This window comes from Nocardia sp. NPDC088792, from assembly GCF_044750615.1.
Classification (GTDB): Bacteria; Actinomycetota; Actinomycetes; order Mycobacteriales; family Mycobacteriaceae; genus Nocardia.
This window is the reverse complement of the sequence record NZ_JBIVKC010000003.1, coordinates 315,342-333,720: the sequence shown is the minus strand read 5'-3', so window position 1 is coordinate 333,720 and position 18,379 is coordinate 315,342. Positions and strand designations below refer to the sequence as shown.

Here is an 18,379-nt window from a genome sequence, read left to right as displayed (position 1 = left end):
CTATCGGCAACCGGAGTTTCAATCCCGTTTCAACCCTGCCGGGCGGAACATTCGATCATCCGAGCGTGAAAAGCACGCTGCCGCAGCTCTACGCGGTCGCCGTCAGGGCGCGGGCGGGGCCGAGGCGGGGCACGCTCGTGACCGCGATGGTGATGCGGGCAATGCTTACCAGGGCGCCCAGGGTCACCGGGAGCACCACGAGATCGCGGGGGGCTTCGGCGATCAGGGTCAGGAGGGTGATCAGGAGGGTGCCGTCGATGAAGACCGCCATCGTGGCTGTGACCAGGAGCGCCTTGGCGGCCAATCGGGTGGGGATGCGGACGAAACGGCTGGCGCGGCCGGTCGAGGCGATGGCGGCGACCGCGGACGGCACACCGGCGAGTACGGCACACCCCATCAAGACGAGACCGAGGATGGTCAGCGAGCGCGGGACCGCGCTGAACGATCCCAGCAGGGCCGCGGTCCCCCACAGCAGGCCGATCACCGGGCCCAGGCTGGTGAGGGTGCAGCCGTAGCGGTGAATCCGCTTGCCCGACAGCACCGGTGCGAATTCCGCGGCGACGTCTCTCGGCCCGCCGAACTCCTCGACGGCGGCCGACCGCGCGTTCTCCGGCGAAAGTCCCTGTGCGCGATAATGTTCCGCGGCCTCGAGCAAGCCGTCGCCGATCTCGGCGAGGATCGCCTGGCGCTCCCACCAGGTGCCCGTCAGCCGCGGGCCCAGCTCGTCGAGATAGTCGTCGATCACAGTGCGGGACATGGCTCCTCCCCCATTCCGGCGGTCCCCTCCATCAAACCACCGACCGCCGCCACGAAGTCCCGCCAGGACGCCCGCTCCACTCCGAGCCGCCGATGCCCGGCGGCGCTGAGCGTGTAGGTGCGCCGCTGCCGGCCGCCCTCACGAGACCACGCGCCGTCGATCAGCCCGTCCTGTTCGAGCCGGTGCAGTGCGGGATAGATGGTGCCCTTGGGGAGGTCGAATCGGCCGCCGGTACGAGTGCGGAGCGCATCGATGACGCCGTAGCCGTGGCGCGGGCCGTCGGCGAGCACGGCCAGGATCATGCCGTCGAGGTGTCCTTTCAACACTTCAGCACTCATGGGTAGCAACCCTACCCTTCGACGGAAAAGTCGCCTAGCCTTTGGGTAGCGTCCCTACCCATAGGAGGTTCCCGGTGCGCTACTGGATCACGAGCGCGGTGGTCGCGCTCACCACCGCCGGTCTGCTGACCGGCTGCGCCGACGGATCGGGCGGACTGCCCGATGCCGGGCTGATGATGCGCGATGCCGCGATCTCCGCCGGCGCAATAGGTTCCGCGCATGTGGTCCTGCAGGCCGCGGGCGCGGTACCGGGCTTCCCGCTGCGCAAGCTCGACGCCGACGTCTCGAAGAACAATGGCGGCAGCGCTGCCGGTGCGGCGACGCTGCCCAGCGGATCGGTGACACGGTTCGTGGCCGCGCAGGGCAAGGTCTTCAGCAAGTCCGACAAGGGCGCTCTCGTCCCGATGCCGGCCGGCTTCCCCAGTCCGAGCGCGCTGATCGGGCGCGACGGCGGGCTGACACAGCTACTGCGCTCGCTGCGTAACCCGGAAACCGTTGGGCGCGAACAGTTCACCGGCGTCGACGCGTTCAAGATCGAGGCGGTGGTGCCCGCCCGGTCGCTCGCCTCGATACTGCCGGGCACGACCCGGGACGCGACCCTGACGGTCTGGGTGCGGGTGCGCGGAGCCCACCTTCCGCTGCAGACCGTGCTCGGTTTTCCGGAACACCCCGACGCTCAGCTGACCGTCACGGTGTCCAAATCACAGTCGGCCTCGGTGCCGGGCATCGAATCGTGAAGGAACCCGAAATGCCGGACAACACCATCGAAGTGCGCGATCTGAACGTCAGCCGCGGTAAGCAGGAGGTGCTGCGCGAGATCAGTTTCGCATTGCCGCCGGGCAGCGTGACCGGCCTGCTCGGACCCAGCGGATCGGGCAAGACCACCCTGTTGCGCGCCATCGTCGGCGTGCAGCGCATCCGATCGGGCAGTGTCACCGTCCTGGGCCGGCCGGCGGGGGCGGCCGAGCTACGCAGGCAGGTCGGCTATGTGACACAACAACCGTCGGTCTACGGCGATCTGACCATTCGCCAGAACGCCCGCTACTTCGCCAAGATCCAAGGCACCGGAACGGCTTCCGCCGATGCCGCGATTCGCGAGGTGGGACTGGGCGATATCGCGGATCGCATGGTGGACGCACTGTCGGGCGGACAACGCGCCCGCGTCTCCCTGGCGTGCGCACTGCTCGCGCATCCCGCCGTACTGGTCCTCGACGAACCGACGGTCGGTCTGGATCCGGTGCTGCGCCGCGATATCTGGGCCCGCTTCCATGAACTCGCCGACGCCGGCACCACATTGCTCGTCTCGAGTCATGTGATGGACGAGGCGGATCGCTGCGAACGCCTGCTCCTGCTGCGCGACGGCCGGCTGCTCGCCGACGAGACACCCGCCGGCCTGCGCGCATCCACCGGTGCACCGGACCTCGAAGAGGCCTTCCTGCGCCTGATCCTGCGCCGGACCGACACCTCCGACAACCGAAAAGTGCCCGCCTGATGTCTGTTTCACTCACCTTCGCCACCACGCTGCGGGTACTCACCCAGGTCCGGCACGACCGCCGCACCATCGCACTGGTCCTCACCGTCCCGAGCCTGCTGCTGGCATTGCTGCGCTTCATCTTCGACGACCGGCTCGACATCTTCGACCAGATCGGGCTGATGCTGCTGGGCATCTTCCCCTTCACCTCGATGTTCCTGATCACCAGCGTCGCCATGCTCCGCGAACGAGTCAGCGGCACCCTCGAACGCCTGCTCAGCACTCCCCTGCACAAACTCGATCTACTGTTCGGCTACGCCCTCGCCTTCGCCCTGCTCGCCGCCGTCCAGGCCGGTATCGCGTGCGCCGTCGCCTACGGCCTGCTGGATCTGCGCACGCAGGGCAATATCGCGACGGTCCTGCTCATCGCCGTCAGCACCGCCATTCTCGGCTGCTGCACCGGCCTGCTCACCAGCGCCTTCGCCCGCACCGAATTCCAGGCGCTGCAATTCATGCCCGCCATCGTGTTTCCGCAGATCCTGCTGTGCGGCCTGATCTGGCCACGCGACGAGATGTCGACGGTGCTGCAGATCGCCAGCGATGTCATGCCCTTGCGCTACGCCGCCGAAGCCATGAGCGAGGTCGGCACTTTCCCACTGCCCACCACCCGGCTCTGGCTCGATCTGCTCGTCATCGCGGCCTTCGCCGTCGCGACGCTCTTCGCCGGGGCGGCCACCCTCCGCCGCCGAAGTAACTGATCACCCTCTTACAGCTCCGACCCGCAACTCCTGGATCGCACCAGGACGTTGCGGGTCGAAGGCCGACGCGGTTTTCTATGCCCCGAGGCCGTCAGCGGTTGGCGCGGAACAGCTTTGCTCCCGGATTGGGTGTGGCGAGGCGTGACGACAGCGCGTCAGGTAGTGAATTGAGGGCTTTGAGGGCGCCCGTGAGGTCGGGGCGCGAGACGAGCGAGGTGATCTTGCCGTTCTGGACGGTGAAGAAATCGATGCTCGACATCGGCACGTTCTGACCATTGCCGCTGATTCCGGTGAAGTGATTGCTGGTCTCCGTCCAGCGGACCACGACCGTATCTCCCTCGGCGACCATGAGGTCGATCTGGACCCGCATATTGGGGAAGGCCTCCAGGGCCTGCTCGGTCATCGTGTGGATGGCCTGCGCCGACTGTGCGGGCATGGCCGCCGCGGCGGCCGCGCTCGGCTTCGCCACGGCCTCGAATGCGGTACTGCCGCCGGCTTCGAGCGTGCCCCGGGAATCGGGTGCGAAGAGATCGGCAATGGCGGTCATATCGCGCTTGTTGACTACCTGATCGAAGAAGCTCTGGACTACCGCTTTGTTGGCTTCGAGCATGCCGGACTTCGAGGGTGTTGACATTATGATTCTCCTCTTTTCATCGTAAGAACCGTATTCACAGTGTGCACCTCCGACCGGAGTCGAACGGGCTTTTCGCACGGATAATGCCAATAACAAAACAACTGCGCGGTTCGAATTTCGAATGCCACTGGGACGGCTGTTGCATGACCTCGCACCGAGTCCTCGGCATGCGATCCAGCAGATTCGCCTCATGATAGCTGCGGCAAAGTCGGTGATCGATTTGCGGTGATCAGATTTCCGATTGCCGATTATCTGCGCCGAGCAGCCGGGCTATACCCTACCGACGAGTTGGTCGGGTTCGGGAATAACACGCTGTCCGAATAATTAACGGCAGAAACAATCCGGCCGAACAATGGCGCCGGCGGATATTGCCGAACCCTTTCTATCGCCCCGGCCGGAGGTGACGCCCGGCCGGAATACAGCATGCTGCGGCGGTGCGGGCACACCCGGGGGACGACGTTCGGCACCGGCCGGCGGAAGGCCGGTCGGCTGCGGCCACCGCCGCAACGCGGACATCGGTACCGAAGGTCGCGTGCCGCAATCAATTCCAGAGCGGACCGCTATCACCGCCCCGCGGCGACGATCACACAGAGGGGTGGGCGCGCACGCAAACGGCCGGACCAGCAAAGAAGCTCGCTTTTCGCCCAATACGGACCGGTCGGTCGCCTATCCGAAACAAGGACGACGCGGCCCCGAAAGGCGCATGAAAGCGATCTGAGGAATACTGGAGACCGGAGATTACTGTTATCGACGGTAGTGTACATCCTCTGGTAGCGTCAGCCGAGTTCACGATGAGTTCGATAGTTGGTTCAGGAGGTGTTGTCCCGGTCCGCACTCTGCGGAGTGTCCGCGTTCATTGTCGCTCAGAATTCGCCAGTATTACTTTCGCAATTCGCTCCACATATATTTACCGACAAGAAGTTCACGAAATAATCGAAGCGCCCATCGATGTGCGCGTCATGCATTTACTCCGTCTTATCTGATTCAACTCGTGTTGAACCTGCAATAACTCGGGAGCCGGAGGGGGAATCGGTGGCGAATCACCGGGCGGCTGCCGGGCGGCAGTGGATGGACAGGTTCATGTAAGCAGTTCAGGCACAGGGGGGCCTGTCCCGTACTGCTCCCAGAAGGAGAGGTAGTGGAGTTCCTGATTCTCGGCCCGTTGGTTGTCCGCTCGGGGGAACGTGAAGTGGCTATCTCGGCACCACGGCAGCGCATCGTATTGACGACGCTGCTGCTCAATCCAAACAAGATCGTTTCCGTGGACCGCATCGCACAATTCGTCTGGGATGATCCACTCCCGCCGAGCGCGGCGGCCACGGTCCGCACCTACGTCATGCGGTTGCGGCGGGCACTCGGCCCGTTCGGAGTGGAACGAATCCAGACCCGCGCGCCCGGCTATCGAATCCAGATCCAGGACAACGACACCGATCTCGGCAGGTTCCTGTCCCATCGGCGCGCAGCCAAGACACTCGCCGAGACCGGGGAACTCGCGGGCGCGGTAGAAGAACTCGACCGCGGGCTGAGCCTGTGGCGCAGTGACCCCTTCACCGACGTACCGTGCTCCCGACTGCACGAGTCCGAAAGCGGCCACCTGCGCGAACTACGGCTGCAGACCCTCGGCTGGCGGGTGGACATGCAGCTCGAACTACACCGCCACGCCGAGATCCTGCCCGAACTCCGCAAAGTCGTGCGCGAACAGCCGCTCAACGAAGCCTTCGTCGGCCGGCTCATGCTCGCGCTCTTCCGTGCCGGGCAGCAACCCGAAGCGCTCGAACTCTTCCAGCGGGTCCGAGACGACCTGATCGGGCAGTTCGGCATGGAACCCGGCGTGGAACTGCGCGAGATGCAACGCCGCATCCTGCGCGGCGAAGACCAACCGGCCATCACCATCGCCTCCACACCGCACAGCGATCCCCCACCCCTGGTGGAAAGCGCGGAAATGCCCATGCCCGCACAGCTTCCGCCCGAGGTACGGGACTTCACCGGCCGCAGCACCGAAACCCATGCGCTGTACGAGCTGCTCACCGCCCGATCGGACAGCGGGCAGGCGGTGGCGGCCGGCATCGTCACCGGCGCCGCCGGCATCGGGAAGACGAGCCTGCTGCTGCGGGTCGCCCACGCCGCCAGCGGCGACTTCCCCGACGGGCAGCTCTACGCGAGCCTCGCGGGACCGGACGGCTCATCGGTCGATCCCGGCTCGCTGGCCACGCGATTCCTGATCAGCCTGGGGTTGCCCGGAGCCGCCATCCCGGACAGCGACATCAACCGGCTGGCCCTCTACCGATCCGTCCTCGCCCGGCGCCGCGTACTGATAGTGCTCGACGATGTGTGCGACGCGGCCCAGGTGCGTCCGCTGCTGCCCGGCAGCGGCGACAGCCGGGTCCTGGTCGGCAGCCGCAGGCGTCTCGCCGACCTCGACGGGTCCAGCACCATCGCATTGGCGCCGCTGGACGAGCACATCGCGATGGACCTGCTGGCCGGGATCATCGGCAAGAAACGGATCGACAATGAAATCCAGTCGGCCCGATCCGTCGTACAGGTCTGTTCCGGCCTGCCCTTGGCCTTGCGCGTCATCGGCCTGCGCCTGCTCAACCGGCCGAACCGCAGCCTCGACGAAACCGCCCGCAGGCTCGCCGATCCGCAGCGCATCCTGAACGAACTGCAGGTCGGGGACCTCTCGATGCGCACCGCCCTGGACCGCTGGTACGAAGCACTGGGCCATCGGCCCCGGGACGGGGACGAGCTACGCAAGGCCTTCCGCTGGCTCGGCATGATCTCCAGCCGCCACATCCGGCCGCACACCATCGCCGTGCTGCTGGAATGTTCGGAGAATCGGGCCGAGGATCTGCTGGAGGATCTGGCCGAGGTGCACCTGTTGCGCGGGCCGAATCGAGACCGCTACACCATCGATCGCCTGAGCTGGGCCTTCGCTCGCGAACGCCTGTACCAGGAGGAGTTGTCGGGGTACTACATCGCCGCGCTGCGCCGCCTCAGCCAGCACGGCTACCCGACGGACGTGTCCTTCGGGTCCGCCGAACCACTCCCGTCCTGACCGAATGCGGTGCGGGACGCGGATATTCGCGCGCCACGCCCTGCACCGCGAGCCGATCACTCCACCCGCAGACCGGTCACCCGGCTCGACCCGGTGGCGGCGATATGATCCGAGAGGAGAGCCAGTACCTCGGTGGCGCTACTGCTCAGAAAGAAGTGGCCACCGGGAAAAACGCTGACGGCGAACGGGTCTCCCGAATGCCGGGCCCACTCCCGGGCCTCCTCGACGGTGGTGTGCGGATCCCGGTCGCCGGTGAGGACCGTGATCGGGCACGGCGGCGGACCGTCCGGGACGAATCGGTACGTCTCGACCGCGCGATAGTCGCTGCGCAGGGCGGGCAGGATCATCGCCAGCACCTCCGGGTCCTCGAGCAGCGGGGATTCGGTGCCGCCGAGCCCACGCACCTCGGCGGCGATTCCGGCATCATCGCGCAGATGCACCATTTCCCCGCGCTGCAGGTGCGGTGCGCGGCGCCCGGAGGCGAACAGGTGCAAGGGCCCGCCGGGACCGTCCCGCCGCAGCCGCCGGGCCACCTCGAACGCGATGACGGCGCCCATGCTGTGCCCGAACAGGGTGAGCGGCACGGGGTTCCACGTCCGCATGATCTCGTGGATGCGGTCCGCGAGCTCACCGATATCCCCGATGCCGGGCTCGTGGCGGCGGTCCTGACGACCGGGGTACTGCACCCCGACGACCTCGACCTCCGGCGCCAGCGCCCGCGCCACCGGCAGGAAGTAGCTCGCGGCGCCACCCGCGTGCGGGAAGCAGACGAGCCGGTGCCCGGCCCGATCCGCGGGCGCCAGCCGCCTGAACCAGTTCTTCTCGTCGTCCATGTTCTCGCAGCGTATTCGCGCGCCGTGGCTCGCACGTTCCGCCGCGATAGCGCGCGGGCCGCCGCACCGGACACCCGCGCGCCACGCAAACGATATCGGCCCCTGCCAGCATCGAATTCGCCCGCGGTGCACACGCCGGACGAGGGTCGCGCCGGTGAGCACCGTCCTGACCGCTCCCCTACGAAGGATCATCGTGGCTGATCAGATTGCCGTCACCGCACAACTCACCGACTACATCCGGGACGTCTCCCTGCGCGAGGACGAGATCCTGCGCGAATTGCGGACGGAGACAGCCGATCTGCCGGGCGGCACGGCCATGCAGGTGCTCGCCGAGGAAGGGCAACTGCTCGCCCTGCTCGCCGGACTCGTGAACGCCCGCGCGATCCTGGAGATCGGCACCTTCACCGGGTACAGCACACTGTGCCTCGCGCGGTCGCTACCCGCGGCGGGGCGCCTGATCACCTGCGATATCACCGACCGGTGGCCCTCGATCGGCGTCCCGTATTGGGAACGTGCGGGGGTGCGCGACCGCATCGAACTGCGGGTCGGCGACGCCGGCGCGACGCTGGAGCAGTTGCTGGCCCAGGACGGCCCGGCACTGTTCGATCTGGTGTTCATCGACGCGGACAAGGCCAATTACCCGCGGTACTACGAACTTTCACTCGAACTCGTGCGGCCCGGCGGCCTGATCGTGGTGGACAACACCCTGTTCTTCGGGCGGGTGGCCGATCCCGCCGCACAAGATGCCGACACCCAGGGTGTGCGCGAGCTCAATAACCGGCTGCAGTCGGACGACCGGGTAGAGATCAGCATGCTGACCATGGCGGACGGCATCACCCTGGCCCGCCGGCTCGCCTGAGCCCTCGCAGAACATGGCGTGTACCAACGCCTGAGCCCCGGCGAGACGCGGTTATCGCTGTCTCGCCGGGGCTTTCGGTTCAGGAGCGGCGCGCGGCCTCGAGACCGGTTGCCGGCGCGCCGATGAAGTCGGGCGCATCCAGCCGCGTGGTGGCCGACCCGCTCCATTCGGCGGGCAGCAGGTGCAATCGCTCGACACCCTCGACCTCGGGGGCCGGCAGGGCAGCGCGGCAGTCGCACGACTCGTCGTCGAAACCGGCGAACCGGTAGGCGATCTCCATCATGCGATTACGGTCGGTGGCGCGGAAGTCGGCCACGAAATGCACGCCCGCGCGATACGCCTGGTCCCCGAGCCAGGCGAGCAGGGTAGATCCCGCACCGAACGAGACGACCCGGCACGAGGTGGCCAGCAACTTGAGATGCCATACGGTGGCGTGCTTTTCGATCAATATGACACCCACCGCGCCGTGCGGGCCGAAGCGGTCGGACATGGCCGCGACCAGGACCTCGTGCTTCGGATCCCGTAGGAGTGCGCGCAGTGTCGCATCCGAGTAGTGCACACCGGTGGCGTTCATCTGACTGGTGCGCAGTGTCAGCTCCTCGACCCGGGACAGCTCCTCCTCGGTGGCGCGCCCGATGCGCAGAACGAGCTCGAGCGAGCGCAGGAAATCCTCGTCCGCACCGTCGAATTCGGTGCGCTCGGCGTCCCGCCGGAATCCGGCCTGGTACATCTCGCGGCGACGACGCGAGTCCACGGTGCTCACCGCCGGCGAGAATTCGGACAGTCCGGTGAGTGTCGCGGCCACCTCCGCCGGGTAGCAGCGCACCTCGGGCAGGTGATAGTTCACCTCGGCGCGTTCGGCGGGCTGATCGTCGATGAACGCGATGGTCCCCTGCGCGAAGTTCAGCTGCTCCGCAATGCGGCGCACCGCGTCCGACTTACGGCCCCAGCCGATCTCGGGCAGCACGAAGTACTCGGCGAGCCCGAGGGCCTGCAGTCGCGCCCAGGCCGGGTCGTGGTCGTTGCGGCTGCAGATCGACTGCAGGATGCCGCGCGAGTCCAGTTCGACGATCACGTCGCGGATGGTCTCGGCGAGCACCACCTCACCGTCTTCGAGCAGCGTGCCCTGCCACAGGGTGTTGTCGAGGTCCCAGACCAGGCACTTCACCGTGACAGGCTGCGCGGGTACCGATTTCGTGGTCATGGTCGCCTCTCCGGTCAGGCATTGGCCAGCACGTGATCGGCCAGCAGCAGCTGGCACATCTCGTTGCTGCCCTCGATGATTTCCATGCATTTGGCGTCGCGGTACGCACGCGCCACCGCGTGCCCGTCCCGGGTCCCGGCCGAGGCCAGGACCTGCACGGCGACCGCGGCGCCGCGCGCCGCCTGGGTGGCGCCGACATGCTTGGCGAGCACGGTGGCGAACACCTGATCCGGCGAGCCCTCGTCCCAGCAGCGGCTGGCGTACTCGCAGACGCGGGCGGCGGTCTGCTCGGCGACCAGCAGGTCGGCGAGGTGCCGGGCGACGAGCTGATGGCCGCCCAGCGTCCGCCCGAACTGCGCACGCGACCTGGCGTGCGCTCCCGCGGCCGCCAGGCACGCGCGCAGGATGCCGACGCACCCCCAGGCGACGGACATCCGGCCGTAGGCGAGCGCCGTCGTCACCACCAGCGGCAGGAACTGGCCGCCGTCGCCGAGCAGGTGCGCGGCGGGCACCCGCACCCGGGTCAGGTACAGGTCGGCATGACCGGCCGCACGACAACCCAGCGGATCGTCGATGCGGTCCACCCGCACACCCGGCGCACGTGTGGGGACCACCACCGCGCCGGCGCCGCCGTCGTCCATAATGCCCACGACGACAACGAAATCGGCGTATGCCGCGGCCGTCGACCAGGTCTTGTGACCGTCGACGACGACCGAGTCCCCGTCCCGGACTATGCGCGTCCCGATGGCCGACAGGTCGCTGCCGGCGCCGGGTTCGCTGAAAGCGACCGCGGCCAGTTCCCCGCCGGTGAGGCGGGGCAGGAATTCGGCCTGCTGCTGCTCGGTGCCGAGCCGCGCGATGGTCCAGGCCGCCATGCCCTGCGAGGTCATGATGCTGCGCAGCGAGGAACACAGGCTGCCGACATGCGCGGTGAACTCGCCGTCGAGGGCGCTGTCCCAGCCGAGGCCGCCGTGGCCCGCCGGGACCTGCGGGCACAGGTATCCGGCAGCGCCGAGCTTGGTCAGCAGGTCCCGGGGCAGCAGTCCGCTGCGGTCCCAGTGCTCGGCCTGGTCGCCCACCAGGTCGGTGGCCGCCTCGCGGGCGGCGGTGAGTCCGCCGCTCACCGGTCGCCCCGGAGCCGCTCCACCAGTGCCACCATGTTCACCACGGTGCGAAAGTTGTCCAGGCGCAGGTCTTTTCCGCGGATGGCGATGCCGTAGGTCTGCTCCAGGAACACCACGAGCTGCATGGCGAACAGGGAGGACAGGCCGCCGGCCGCGAACAGATCGGCCTCCGGGCCCCAGGATCGCTTGGTCTGGTTGTCCAGGAAGGTCAGCACATCCTGCTGGATGTCCGTGCTTTCCGCCTGCTCGGTCCGGATATTCGTTGCGTCCATTGCCTTCTCCTCAGTTCGTGTACTCGTAGAAACCGCGGCCGGACTTGCGGCCGTGGTGGCCCAGCCGGACCTTCTCCAGCAGCAGGTCACAGGGGCGGCAGCCCTCGTCACCGGTGCGGTCGTAGAGCACCTGCAGCGAATCGACGAGGTTGTCGATGCCGATCAGGTCGGCGGTGCGCAGCGGCCCGGTGCGGTGGCCGAGGCAGTTCTCCATCAGTGCGTCGACGTCCTCGGCGGTGGCGGTGCCCTGCTCGACGACGCGGGCCGCGCCGTTGATCATCGGGTGCAGGACACGGCTGGTGACGAAGCCCGGGGTGTCCCGGACGACGACGGGATCCTGGCCCAGTGCGGTGAGCGCACCCGAGAGCGCGGCCATGGTGTGCCCGCCGGTGCGGACGCCGCGAATGACCTCGACCGTGCGAATCAGGTACGGCGGGTTCATGAAATGGGTGCCCACCACGTCCTCGGGCCGCTGTGCGAAAGCGGCGAGCTCGTCGATCGGGATGGACGAGGTGTTCGAGACCAGCGGGGTGCCGGGGGCCACCACCGCGGAGATCTCGGCGAATACCTTCGCCTTGACCGCGAGGTCCTCGGTCGTCGCCTCGATGACCACGGTGGCGGGCGCGAGGTCGGCGATCGCGGTGGTGGTCGTCAGCGCGCCGGCGGCCTCGTCGTCGGCGAGCTGGCCCATCAGCTGGGCCATCCGCAGTTCCGCCGCGATCTTGGTGTGGGCCTCGCTCAGGCGGGTGTCGTCGACATCGACCAGGATGACCGGCAGCCCGCGAACCAGTGCGAGGGTGGCGATACCGACACCCATGACACCGGCGCCCACCACTGCGATGAGCTGCCCGCCGGCGCCGGACTCGGGTTCCGTTTTCATCAATGAGCCTTCCTCTCAATATATTTCGGTCAGGACAGGATCTCTTCGAGCCAGTCGGAGACGGCGCCGGCGGTGGTCGCCGAATGCTGCTCCAGGATCGAGAAGTGATCGCCGGGCACATCGACGACCGTGTGCGCGCCCGGCCAGCTCGAACGCCAATCACCCACTGCGGGCGCCGATTCGCCGAGCGGGCTCGAGGCCCGCACCAGCAGGGTGGGCGCCGCGGCCAGCGGCGGGCGGTAGTCGTCGAGGAGGCGGAAGTACTTGCCCATCGCGGTGAGGCGGGCATCGTCCATCGGGACGGCCTGTTCCTCGCGATCGAACATGCCTTGCAGGAGCACGTTGTTGAACTGGGTCATCGCCTTGTCCGAGGACAGATAGGTGTCGAGCAGGACGACGGCGGCCGGGCGGACACCGCGCTGCTCGAGCTGCGCGGCCACGCCGTGCGCGACGATGCCGCCCGAGGAGGAACCGAGCAGGACCAGCGGACGGTCACCGCCGACCTGTTCCAGAATCTCCTCGGCCTGGTAGTCGAAGAGCGCTTCCATGCTCGACGGAAGGCGCTCGGCGGCAACGAAACCCGGAGCCGACAGGGCGCTGGCGCCGTAGGTGCCGCGGAACTGTGCGACGAATCGGGCGTACTGGTGGCCGCCGCCGAGTGCTACCAGGGAACCGAGACATACCAGCTCGGGGGCAGCGTCATGGGTGGTGATCCGGATCAGCCGCGGCGGTTCGTCGGTGCCGCGTAGTTCGGCGGCGGAGTGGAATTCGGCACGCAGGGCGGAGGCGTTCTTGAGCAGATCGATGGCCTCGTCGGCCTTGCCTCGTCGGCCCAGCCGGCGGAACAGGGTACCGACCGGGTCGGCGTCGGTCACGCTCGGTGCCTGTGGCGCCGCGGCCTGTGGATCTGTCGGCGCCGACTTCCATTCCGCGGCTACCAGTTCGGCGAGTTTGGCCGGGGTGCCGCTGCTGAAGACGACCGTCGGGAGCAGGGCGACGCCGAGGGCCGCGGCCAGGCGGTTGCGTAGCTCCAGTGCGGTCAGTGAGTCGAATCCGACCGATAGGAACTGGTCGTCGGCGCCGATCGCGGTGGCGTCGTCGTGCCCGAGGATTCGGGCGGCGTACTGCCGCACCGTTTCCAGCAGGATGGCCGGTTGTTCCTCGGTGCTCGCGGTGGCGAGGCGGTCGCGCAGCCGGTCGTCGGTGGTGGGCTGCGACCGGCGCGGGGAGCGCACGAGCGTGCGCAGCAGCGGCGGTACCGGGCCGCCGCGCAGGGCGGCGAGGTCGAGGTCGGCGGGGACCAGCAGCGGATCGGGCACGGCGTGTGCCGCATCGAAGAGAGCAGCCCCGGTTTCGGCGGACAGGCCTCGAATACCACTGCGGGACATACGATTCAGATCAACCTCGGAGAGTGTCGTGGTGAGATCACTGCGCTGCTCCCACAGACCCCAGGCCAGCGACTTGGCCGGGAGGCCCGCGCGGTGGCGGGTGGCCATCAAGGCGTCCATGGCGACATTGGCGGCCGCGTACGCCGACTGCCCGGGTCCGCCGAGGACACCGGCGATCGACGAATACACCACGAACGCACGCAATGGCAGGCCGAGCGTGGCCTCGTGCAGATTCCAGGCGCCGTCGATCTTGGGTCGCAGTACCGCGCTCAGGCGTTCGGGGGTGACATCGCCCAGTACGGCATCGTCGATGACGCCGGCCGTGTGCACGACCGCGGTCAGTGGATGCTCGTCCAGGATGCCCGCAAGCAGCGCATCGACGGCGGCACGATCGGTGACATCGCAGGATTCGACGGTCACCCGCGCGCCCAATTCGGTCAGCTCGGTGACCAATTCCTCCGAGGCCGCCGGGCCGCGACGGCCGATCAGCAGGAGATGACGCACGCCGTGTGCCGTTACCAGGTGCCGGGCGAGGATGCCGGCGAGCGTGCCCGTGCCTCCGGTCAGCAGGACGGTGCCGGTGCCGTCGAAGGATTCGCCCGGTTCGGTCGCTGCGCGCACGCGGGTCAGCCGCGGGACGTGGATCGCTCCGGCTCGGAGCGCGACCTGCGGTTCGCCACTGGCCAGCACGGCGGCGAGCAGTTCTGTTGTGGCAGTGGCATCGTCGGTGTCCAAGAGGACGAACCGGTCCGGATTCTCTTGCTGGGCAGAGCGAACCAGACCCCAGACGGCAGCACCCGCGATATCGATGGGCGGCTCGCCCAGATCCACGGCGCCACGGGTCACGATGACCAGTTGCGGGCACTCTGCGGCGGGCCGGGCCAGCCAGGTCTGGAGGTGGTTCAGCACCTTCGCGGTGACAGCGTGCACCGTCTCTACATCGAAGTCCGCCGGCGGACAAGGCAGTAGCACTGCATCGAGACCCACTGGTTCATCACCTGCACCGAGCTGGGCCACGGATGACAGCCACTCGTCTCCGCCGTCGATGACGGCACAGCGAGCCGCCGGCAGCGGCGTCCCGGTGGTGACGGAAGGGTCGAGCAGGGGCCATTCGACACGGAACAGCGAATCGGTCGGGGCGCGCAGGGAATCGAAGGACGCGGTGCGCATGGCCAGCGTGCCGACGGTCACGACCGGTCGCCCGTCCGCATCGGTGACCTCGAGCGAGACCGCGTCCGCACCTTGCGGGCGCAGCACGACACGCAACACACCGCCTGCCGGAACATCGGACCGGATCCGCACGTCCTGCCACGAAAAGGGCAGGGGCACACCGGAGGCCGCGGGCTGCGCGTCCGGATCCGTATCGGCGGCGGCGTTGCGCAGCGTGATGGTGTGCAGGAAGGCATCGAGCAGTGCGGGGTGCACACCGAACCCGTCGGCCACGGTGTCGGGCAGTGCGACCTCGGCGAAGATCTCCGCACCGGACGACCACGCGGCGCGCAGACCACGGAAAGCGGGCCCGTACTCCACACCTCGCGCCTCCAGCACGCTGTAGAGCCGCTCGACTCCCAGCTGCCGTGCGCCCGCCGGCGGCCACGACATCGGCTGGGTCGAGAGTGCGGACGATGCCGATGATTCCGGCACCGATTCCGTTTCTGCGGGTGTAATCGACTCGGGCAGAACCTCGGCCAACACACCGCTGCCGTGGGCGGTCCATTCCGTCTCGGAGTCGGAGTCTTCTGGCTGCGAATGGATTTCGACCGTGCGTCGGCCCGTCGGCTCCGGGGCGCCGACCGTGAGCCGCAGCCGGACGGCGCGGCCGTCGGGTTCACCGGCGAGTACCAGGGGTGCGGAGAGGGTGAGTTCCTCGATCAGTTCGCAGCCGAGGTGGCGGCCCGCGTGGGCGGCCATCTCGAGGTAGGCGACGCCGGGGAGCAGGATCGTGCCGCGTACGGCGTGGTCGGCCAGCCAAGGCTGCGCCGATACCGAGAGGCGGCCGGTGAAAACCGTTCCGGCGGAATCGGGTAGATCGACCGCGGCGCGGAGTAGCGGATGGTGCGGGTCGTCCTGGCCGATGGCGGCAGGATCGCCGCCCGCCGGGGCCGGGTCGAGCCAGTAGCGGGTGCGCTGGAAGGCGTAGGTCGGCAGGTCCGCACGCCGCGCGCCGGCCTGCTCGAATACCGGACGCCAGTCGATCGGCAGGCCGGACACGTGTGCTTGACCGAAAGCCGTGAGCAGGCGGTGCATGTCGCCCTCGCCGCGACGCAGGGTTTCGAGGACGGTGAGGCCGTCGAGACCGGCTTCGGCGGCGGCGTCCTGGATATTGAAGGTCAGGGTGGGGTGCGGGCCGACTTCGACGAAGGTCCGGTAGCCCGCATCGAAGAGGATCCGGAGACCGTCGTGGAAACGCACTGTCTGGCGCAGGTTCCGGAACCAGTACTCCGGTCCCAGCTCGGCGGGGCGCGCCCAGTCGGCGTCGGTGGTGGACAGCATCGGGACGGTGCCCGGGCCCGGCGTCACGGTTGCGAGCGCGGCGAGCAGGGGGTCACGCACCGAATCCACGACAGCGGAATGCGGGGCGTAGTCGATCGGGGCGCGGAAGGCCATCACATCGTCGGAGTCGGCGAGGAATTCATCGAGGGCGGCCGCTTCGCCGGCGAGCACCACCACGCGCGGGCCGTTGACCGCGGCGATCGAGAGGCGGCAGTCGTATCCGTCGATCAGTTTCTCCGCCTCGTCGGCGGTGAGCAGCACGGTGGCCATGGCGCCGCCGCCGGTGACGGCGGACAGGGCGCGGCTGCGGGCGACCGCGATCGCGGCGGCGTCCTCCAGGGACAGGATCCCCGCGACGCAGGCCGCGGCGACTTCGCCTTGGCTGTGCCCGATTACGGCGGCGGGTTCGATGCCGTGGGCCTGCCATACGGCCGCGAGGGACACCAGCACCGAGAACAGCACCGGCTGAAGGGCTTCGACCTGGTCGATCGAGGGTGCGCCGGGCTCCTGCCGCAGCACCGCGACGGGTGACCAGTCGAGGTGGTTCGCGAGCACGCGGGCGCAGTCGGCCATACGGGCGGCGAAAACCGGTGAGCTGTCCAGCAATTCGGCGGCCATGCCCGGCCACTCCGCACCGAGTCCCGGGAAGACGAAGACGACCTTGCCGGGCTTTCCGGCGGTGGCGCCGGGGTGATCGCTGTCCGCGTGCGCGACTTCGGCCAGGGCGTCCAGCAGTTCGGTGCGGTCGGCGCCGACCACGACCGCGCGCTCACCGAATCGGGATCGGCCGAGTGCCAGCGACCTTCCGATATCCGCGGGCCGCAGAGCAGGGTCGGCGCTCACATGGGCGTGCAGTCGTTCGGCCTGTGCGCGCAGGGCGGCCGGTGTCCGGGCGGACAAGAGCCACGCCGTCGGGCCCTCGGCGCCGGCCGGTGGCACGGTATCCGCGTCGCCGGCCGCGGATTCGAGGACGAGATGCGCATTGGTGCCGCTGGCCCCGAAGGAGGACACCGCGGCCCGTCGTGGCTGCCCGGTGAGTGGCCACGGTCTGGCTGTCGTCAGTAGCGCGACATCGCCTTGGCTCCAGTCGATTTGCGCGCTCGGCTGCTCGATGTGCAGCGACCGCGGCAGCAGGCCGTGGCGCATGGCGAGCACCATCTTGATGACTCCGCCGACTCCGGCCGCGGCCTGGGTGTGCGTCAGATTGGATTTCAGTGAGCCCAGCAGCAGTGCGCGCCCCATCGGACGATCCCGGCCGTACACCTCGAGCACGGCCTGCGCCTCGATCGGATCACCGAGCACGGTGCCGGTGCCGTGCGCCTCGAGCGCATCGACCTCCGCGGGTGACAAACCCGCGTTGTGCAAGGCTTTTCGGATGACGCGGACCTGTGCCGGGCCGTTGGGGGCGGTCAGGCCGTTGCTCGCGCCGTCCTGGTTGACGGCCGAGCCGCGAATGACCGCCAGGACCGGACGACCGTTGCGTCGCGCGTCGCCGAGCCGCTCGAGCAGGATCATGCCCGCGCCTTCACCGAAGGCGGCGCCATCGGCGCTGTCGGAGAACGATTTACAACGGCCGTCGCGGGCCAGCCCGCCCTGCCGCGCGGCACCGCTGAGCACGCCGGGCGCGGACATCACGGTGACGCCGCCGGCGAGAGCGAGCGAGGTGTCACCCGCCCGCAGGGCCTGACAGGCCAGGTGAATCGCCACCAGGGACGACGAGCAGGCGGTGTCGAGGCTGACCGCGGGTCCCTGCAGCCCGAGCAGGTAGGCGACGCGGCCGGAGACGACGCTGGGAATGGTTCCGGTGCCGAGGAATCCGGCCAGGTCCTCGGGAGTGTGGCCGAGGCGGCTGCCGTAATCGCTGTTGATGACGCCCGCGAAGACGGCGGTGTCGCCGCCGCGCAGGCGCTGCGGATCGATGCCCGCGCGCTCGATGCTCTCCCAGCAGACCTCGAGCAGCAGTCGCTGTTGCGGGTCCATCGCCAAGGCTTCGCGGGGCGAGATTCCGAAGAATCCGGCGTCGAATTCCATTGCGTCGTGCAGAAATCCGCCTGCGAGGGCGGGGGCGCCGGGTTGCTGCGGCAGGTCCCAGCCGCGATCGGCGGGGACGGGCGTGACGCCGTCGCGCTCGTCGATCAGCAACTGCCACAGGTCTTCCGGTGTCCGTACGCCGCCGGGGAATCGGCAGCTCATGCCGACGATCGCTATCGGCTCCCGCGTCTGCTCGGCGAGTTTGCGGTTCTCCTGGCGCAGTTGCTGGTTGTCCAGCAGGGAGGCGCGGAGCGCCTCGACCACCTGGTCCGTTGTCATAGC

14 protein-coding genes are annotated in these 18,379 nt (G+C 68.5%); 5 read left to right on the top strand and 9 right to left on the bottom strand.

What is annotated here, in order from left to right; translation table 11 throughout:
- Nucleotides 1-88: 88 nt before the first annotated feature.
- Both ACIP5Y_RS19180 and ACIP5Y_RS19175 read right to left on the bottom strand, forming a co-directional pair.
- A complete protein-coding gene (locus ACIP5Y_RS19180; protein WP_400351592.1) occupies nt 89-757 on the bottom strand; it encodes a permease prefix domain 1-containing protein in 669 nt (222 codons plus the stop codon).
- Nucleotides 742-1,095, bottom strand: coding sequence for a PadR family transcriptional regulator (locus ACIP5Y_RS19175; protein WP_400351591.1), 354 nt, complete (start codon nt 1,093-1,095; stop codon nt 742-744). The genes ACIP5Y_RS19180 and ACIP5Y_RS19175 overlap by 16 nt, the downstream gene beginning before the upstream one ends.
- 74 nt (nt 1,096-1,169) lie before the next feature.
- On the opposite strand from ACIP5Y_RS19175, the gene ACIP5Y_RS19170 reads away from it, so the two are divergent.
- Genes ACIP5Y_RS19170 through ACIP5Y_RS19160 form a run of 3 tightly spaced genes read left to right on the top strand, consistent with a single transcriptional unit; the run spans nt 1,170 to nt 3,324 of the window.
- Entirely contained in the window at nt 1,170-1,832 is a 663-nt protein-coding gene (locus ACIP5Y_RS19170) for an LppX_LprAFG lipoprotein (RefSeq protein ID WP_400351590.1), read from the top strand.
- Nucleotides 1,833-1,843: 11 nt separating this feature from the next.
- Complete coding sequence (locus ACIP5Y_RS19165) at nt 1,844-2,587, top strand: ABC transporter ATP-binding protein (protein ID WP_400351589.1); 744 nt, start codon at nt 1,844-1,846, stop codon at nt 2,585-2,587.
- Nucleotides 2,587-3,324, top strand: a complete 738-nt coding sequence (locus tag ACIP5Y_RS19160) for an ABC transporter permease (protein ID WP_400351588.1) — start codon at nt 2,587-2,589, stop codon at nt 3,322-3,324. Before ACIP5Y_RS19165 ends, ACIP5Y_RS19160 begins: the two co-directional genes overlap by 1 nt.
- Before the next feature lie 91 nt (nt 3,325-3,415).
- Here the strand turns inward: ACIP5Y_RS19160 and ACIP5Y_RS19155 are convergent, their stop codons facing one another.
- The gene (locus ACIP5Y_RS19155; protein ID WP_400351587.1) at nt 3,416-3,958 is read right to left on the bottom strand and encodes an ester cyclase; all 543 of its coding nucleotides are present in this window, start codon (nt 3,956-3,958) and stop codon (nt 3,416-3,418) included.
- Between the two features lie 1,189 nt (nt 3,959-5,147).
- Between ACIP5Y_RS19155 and ACIP5Y_RS19150 the strand changes: the two genes are divergently transcribed.
- Nucleotides 5,148-7,013, top strand: a complete 1,866-nt coding sequence (locus tag ACIP5Y_RS19150) for a BTAD domain-containing putative transcriptional regulator (protein ID WP_400351586.1) — start codon at nt 5,148-5,150, stop codon at nt 7,011-7,013.
- Between the two features lie 56 nt (nt 7,014-7,069).
- Here ACIP5Y_RS19150 and ACIP5Y_RS19145 read toward each other — a convergent pair whose 3' ends face one another.
- Complete coding sequence (locus ACIP5Y_RS19145) at nt 7,070-7,846, bottom strand: thioesterase II family protein (protein WP_400351585.1); 777 nt, start codon at nt 7,844-7,846, stop codon at nt 7,070-7,072.
- A gap of 193 nt (nt 7,847-8,039) precedes the next feature.
- On the opposite strand from ACIP5Y_RS19145, the gene ACIP5Y_RS19140 reads away from it, so the two are divergent.
- The gene (locus ACIP5Y_RS19140) at nt 8,040-8,705 is read left to right on the top strand and encodes a class I SAM-dependent methyltransferase (protein WP_400351584.1); all 666 of its coding nucleotides are present in this window, start codon (nt 8,040-8,042) and stop codon (nt 8,703-8,705) included.
- Between the two features lie 79 nt (nt 8,706-8,784).
- Here ACIP5Y_RS19140 and ACIP5Y_RS19135 read toward each other — a convergent pair whose 3' ends face one another.
- The 5 genes from ACIP5Y_RS19135 to ACIP5Y_RS19115 are packed head-to-tail and all read right to left on the bottom strand — an operon-like array spanning nt 8,785 to nt 18,376.
- Nucleotides 8,785-9,909, bottom strand: a complete 1,125-nt coding sequence (locus ACIP5Y_RS19135; protein ID WP_400351583.1) for an HAD-IIIC family phosphatase — start codon at nt 9,907-9,909, stop codon at nt 8,785-8,787.
- Between the two features lie 14 nt (nt 9,910-9,923).
- The gene (locus ACIP5Y_RS19130; protein ID WP_400351582.1) at nt 9,924-11,033 is read right to left on the bottom strand and encodes an acyl-CoA dehydrogenase family protein; all 1,110 of its coding nucleotides are present in this window, start codon (nt 11,031-11,033) and stop codon (nt 9,924-9,926) included.
- The gene (locus ACIP5Y_RS19125; protein WP_400351581.1) at nt 11,030-11,305 is read right to left on the bottom strand and encodes an acyl carrier protein; all 276 of its coding nucleotides are present in this window, start codon (nt 11,303-11,305) and stop codon (nt 11,030-11,032) included. The genes ACIP5Y_RS19130 and ACIP5Y_RS19125 overlap by 4 nt, the downstream gene beginning before the upstream one ends.
- Nucleotides 11,306-11,315: 10 nt before the next feature.
- Nucleotides 11,316-12,185, bottom strand: coding sequence for a 3-hydroxyacyl-CoA dehydrogenase family protein (locus ACIP5Y_RS19120; protein WP_400351580.1), 870 nt, complete (start codon nt 12,183-12,185; stop codon nt 11,316-11,318).
- 29 nt (nt 12,186-12,214) lie between these two features.
- Nucleotides 12,215-18,376, bottom strand: coding sequence for a type I polyketide synthase (locus ACIP5Y_RS19115; RefSeq protein WP_400351579.1), 6,162 nt, complete (start codon nt 18,374-18,376; stop codon nt 12,215-12,217).
- Nucleotides 18,377-18,379 lie beyond the last annotated feature (3 nt).

What these genes read in the sequence shown, in the direction of transcription:
- ACIP5Y_RS19180 (WP_400351592.1), bottom strand. Translation starts at nt 757, where the DNA reads ATGTCCCGCACTGTGATCGACGACTATCTCGACGAGCTGGGCCCGCGG.
- ACIP5Y_RS19175 (WP_400351591.1), bottom strand. Translation starts at nt 1,095, where the DNA reads ATGAGTGCTGAAGTGTTGAAAGGACACCTCGACGGCATGATCCTGGCC.
- ACIP5Y_RS19165 (WP_400351589.1), top strand. Translation starts at nt 1,844, where the DNA reads ATGCCGGACAACACCATCGAAGTGCGCGATCTGAACGTCAGCCGCGGT.
- ACIP5Y_RS19160 (WP_400351588.1), top strand. Translation starts at nt 2,587, where the DNA reads ATGTCTGTTTCACTCACCTTCGCCACCACGCTGCGGGTACTCACCCAG.
- ACIP5Y_RS19155 (WP_400351587.1), bottom strand. Translation starts at nt 3,958, where the DNA reads ATGTCAACACCCTCGAAGTCCGGCATGCTCGAAGCCAACAAAGCGGTA.
- ACIP5Y_RS19145 (WP_400351585.1), bottom strand. Translation starts at nt 7,846, where the DNA reads ATGGACGACGAGAAGAACTGGTTCAGGCGGCTGGCGCCCGCGGATCGG.
- ACIP5Y_RS19135 (WP_400351583.1), bottom strand. Translation starts at nt 9,909, where the DNA reads ATGACCACGAAATCGGTACCCGCGCAGCCTGTCACGGTGAAGTGCCTG.
- ACIP5Y_RS19125 (WP_400351581.1), bottom strand. Translation starts at nt 11,305, where the DNA reads ATGGACGCAACGAATATCCGGACCGAGCAGGCGGAAAGCACGGACATC.
- ACIP5Y_RS19120 (WP_400351580.1), bottom strand. Translation starts at nt 12,185, where the DNA reads ATGAAAACGGAACCCGAGTCCGGCGCCGGCGGGCAGCTCATCGCAGTG.
- ACIP5Y_RS19115 (WP_400351579.1), bottom strand. Translation starts at nt 18,376, where the DNA reads ATGACAACGGACCAGGTGGTCGAGGCGCTCCGCGCCTCCCTGCTGGAC.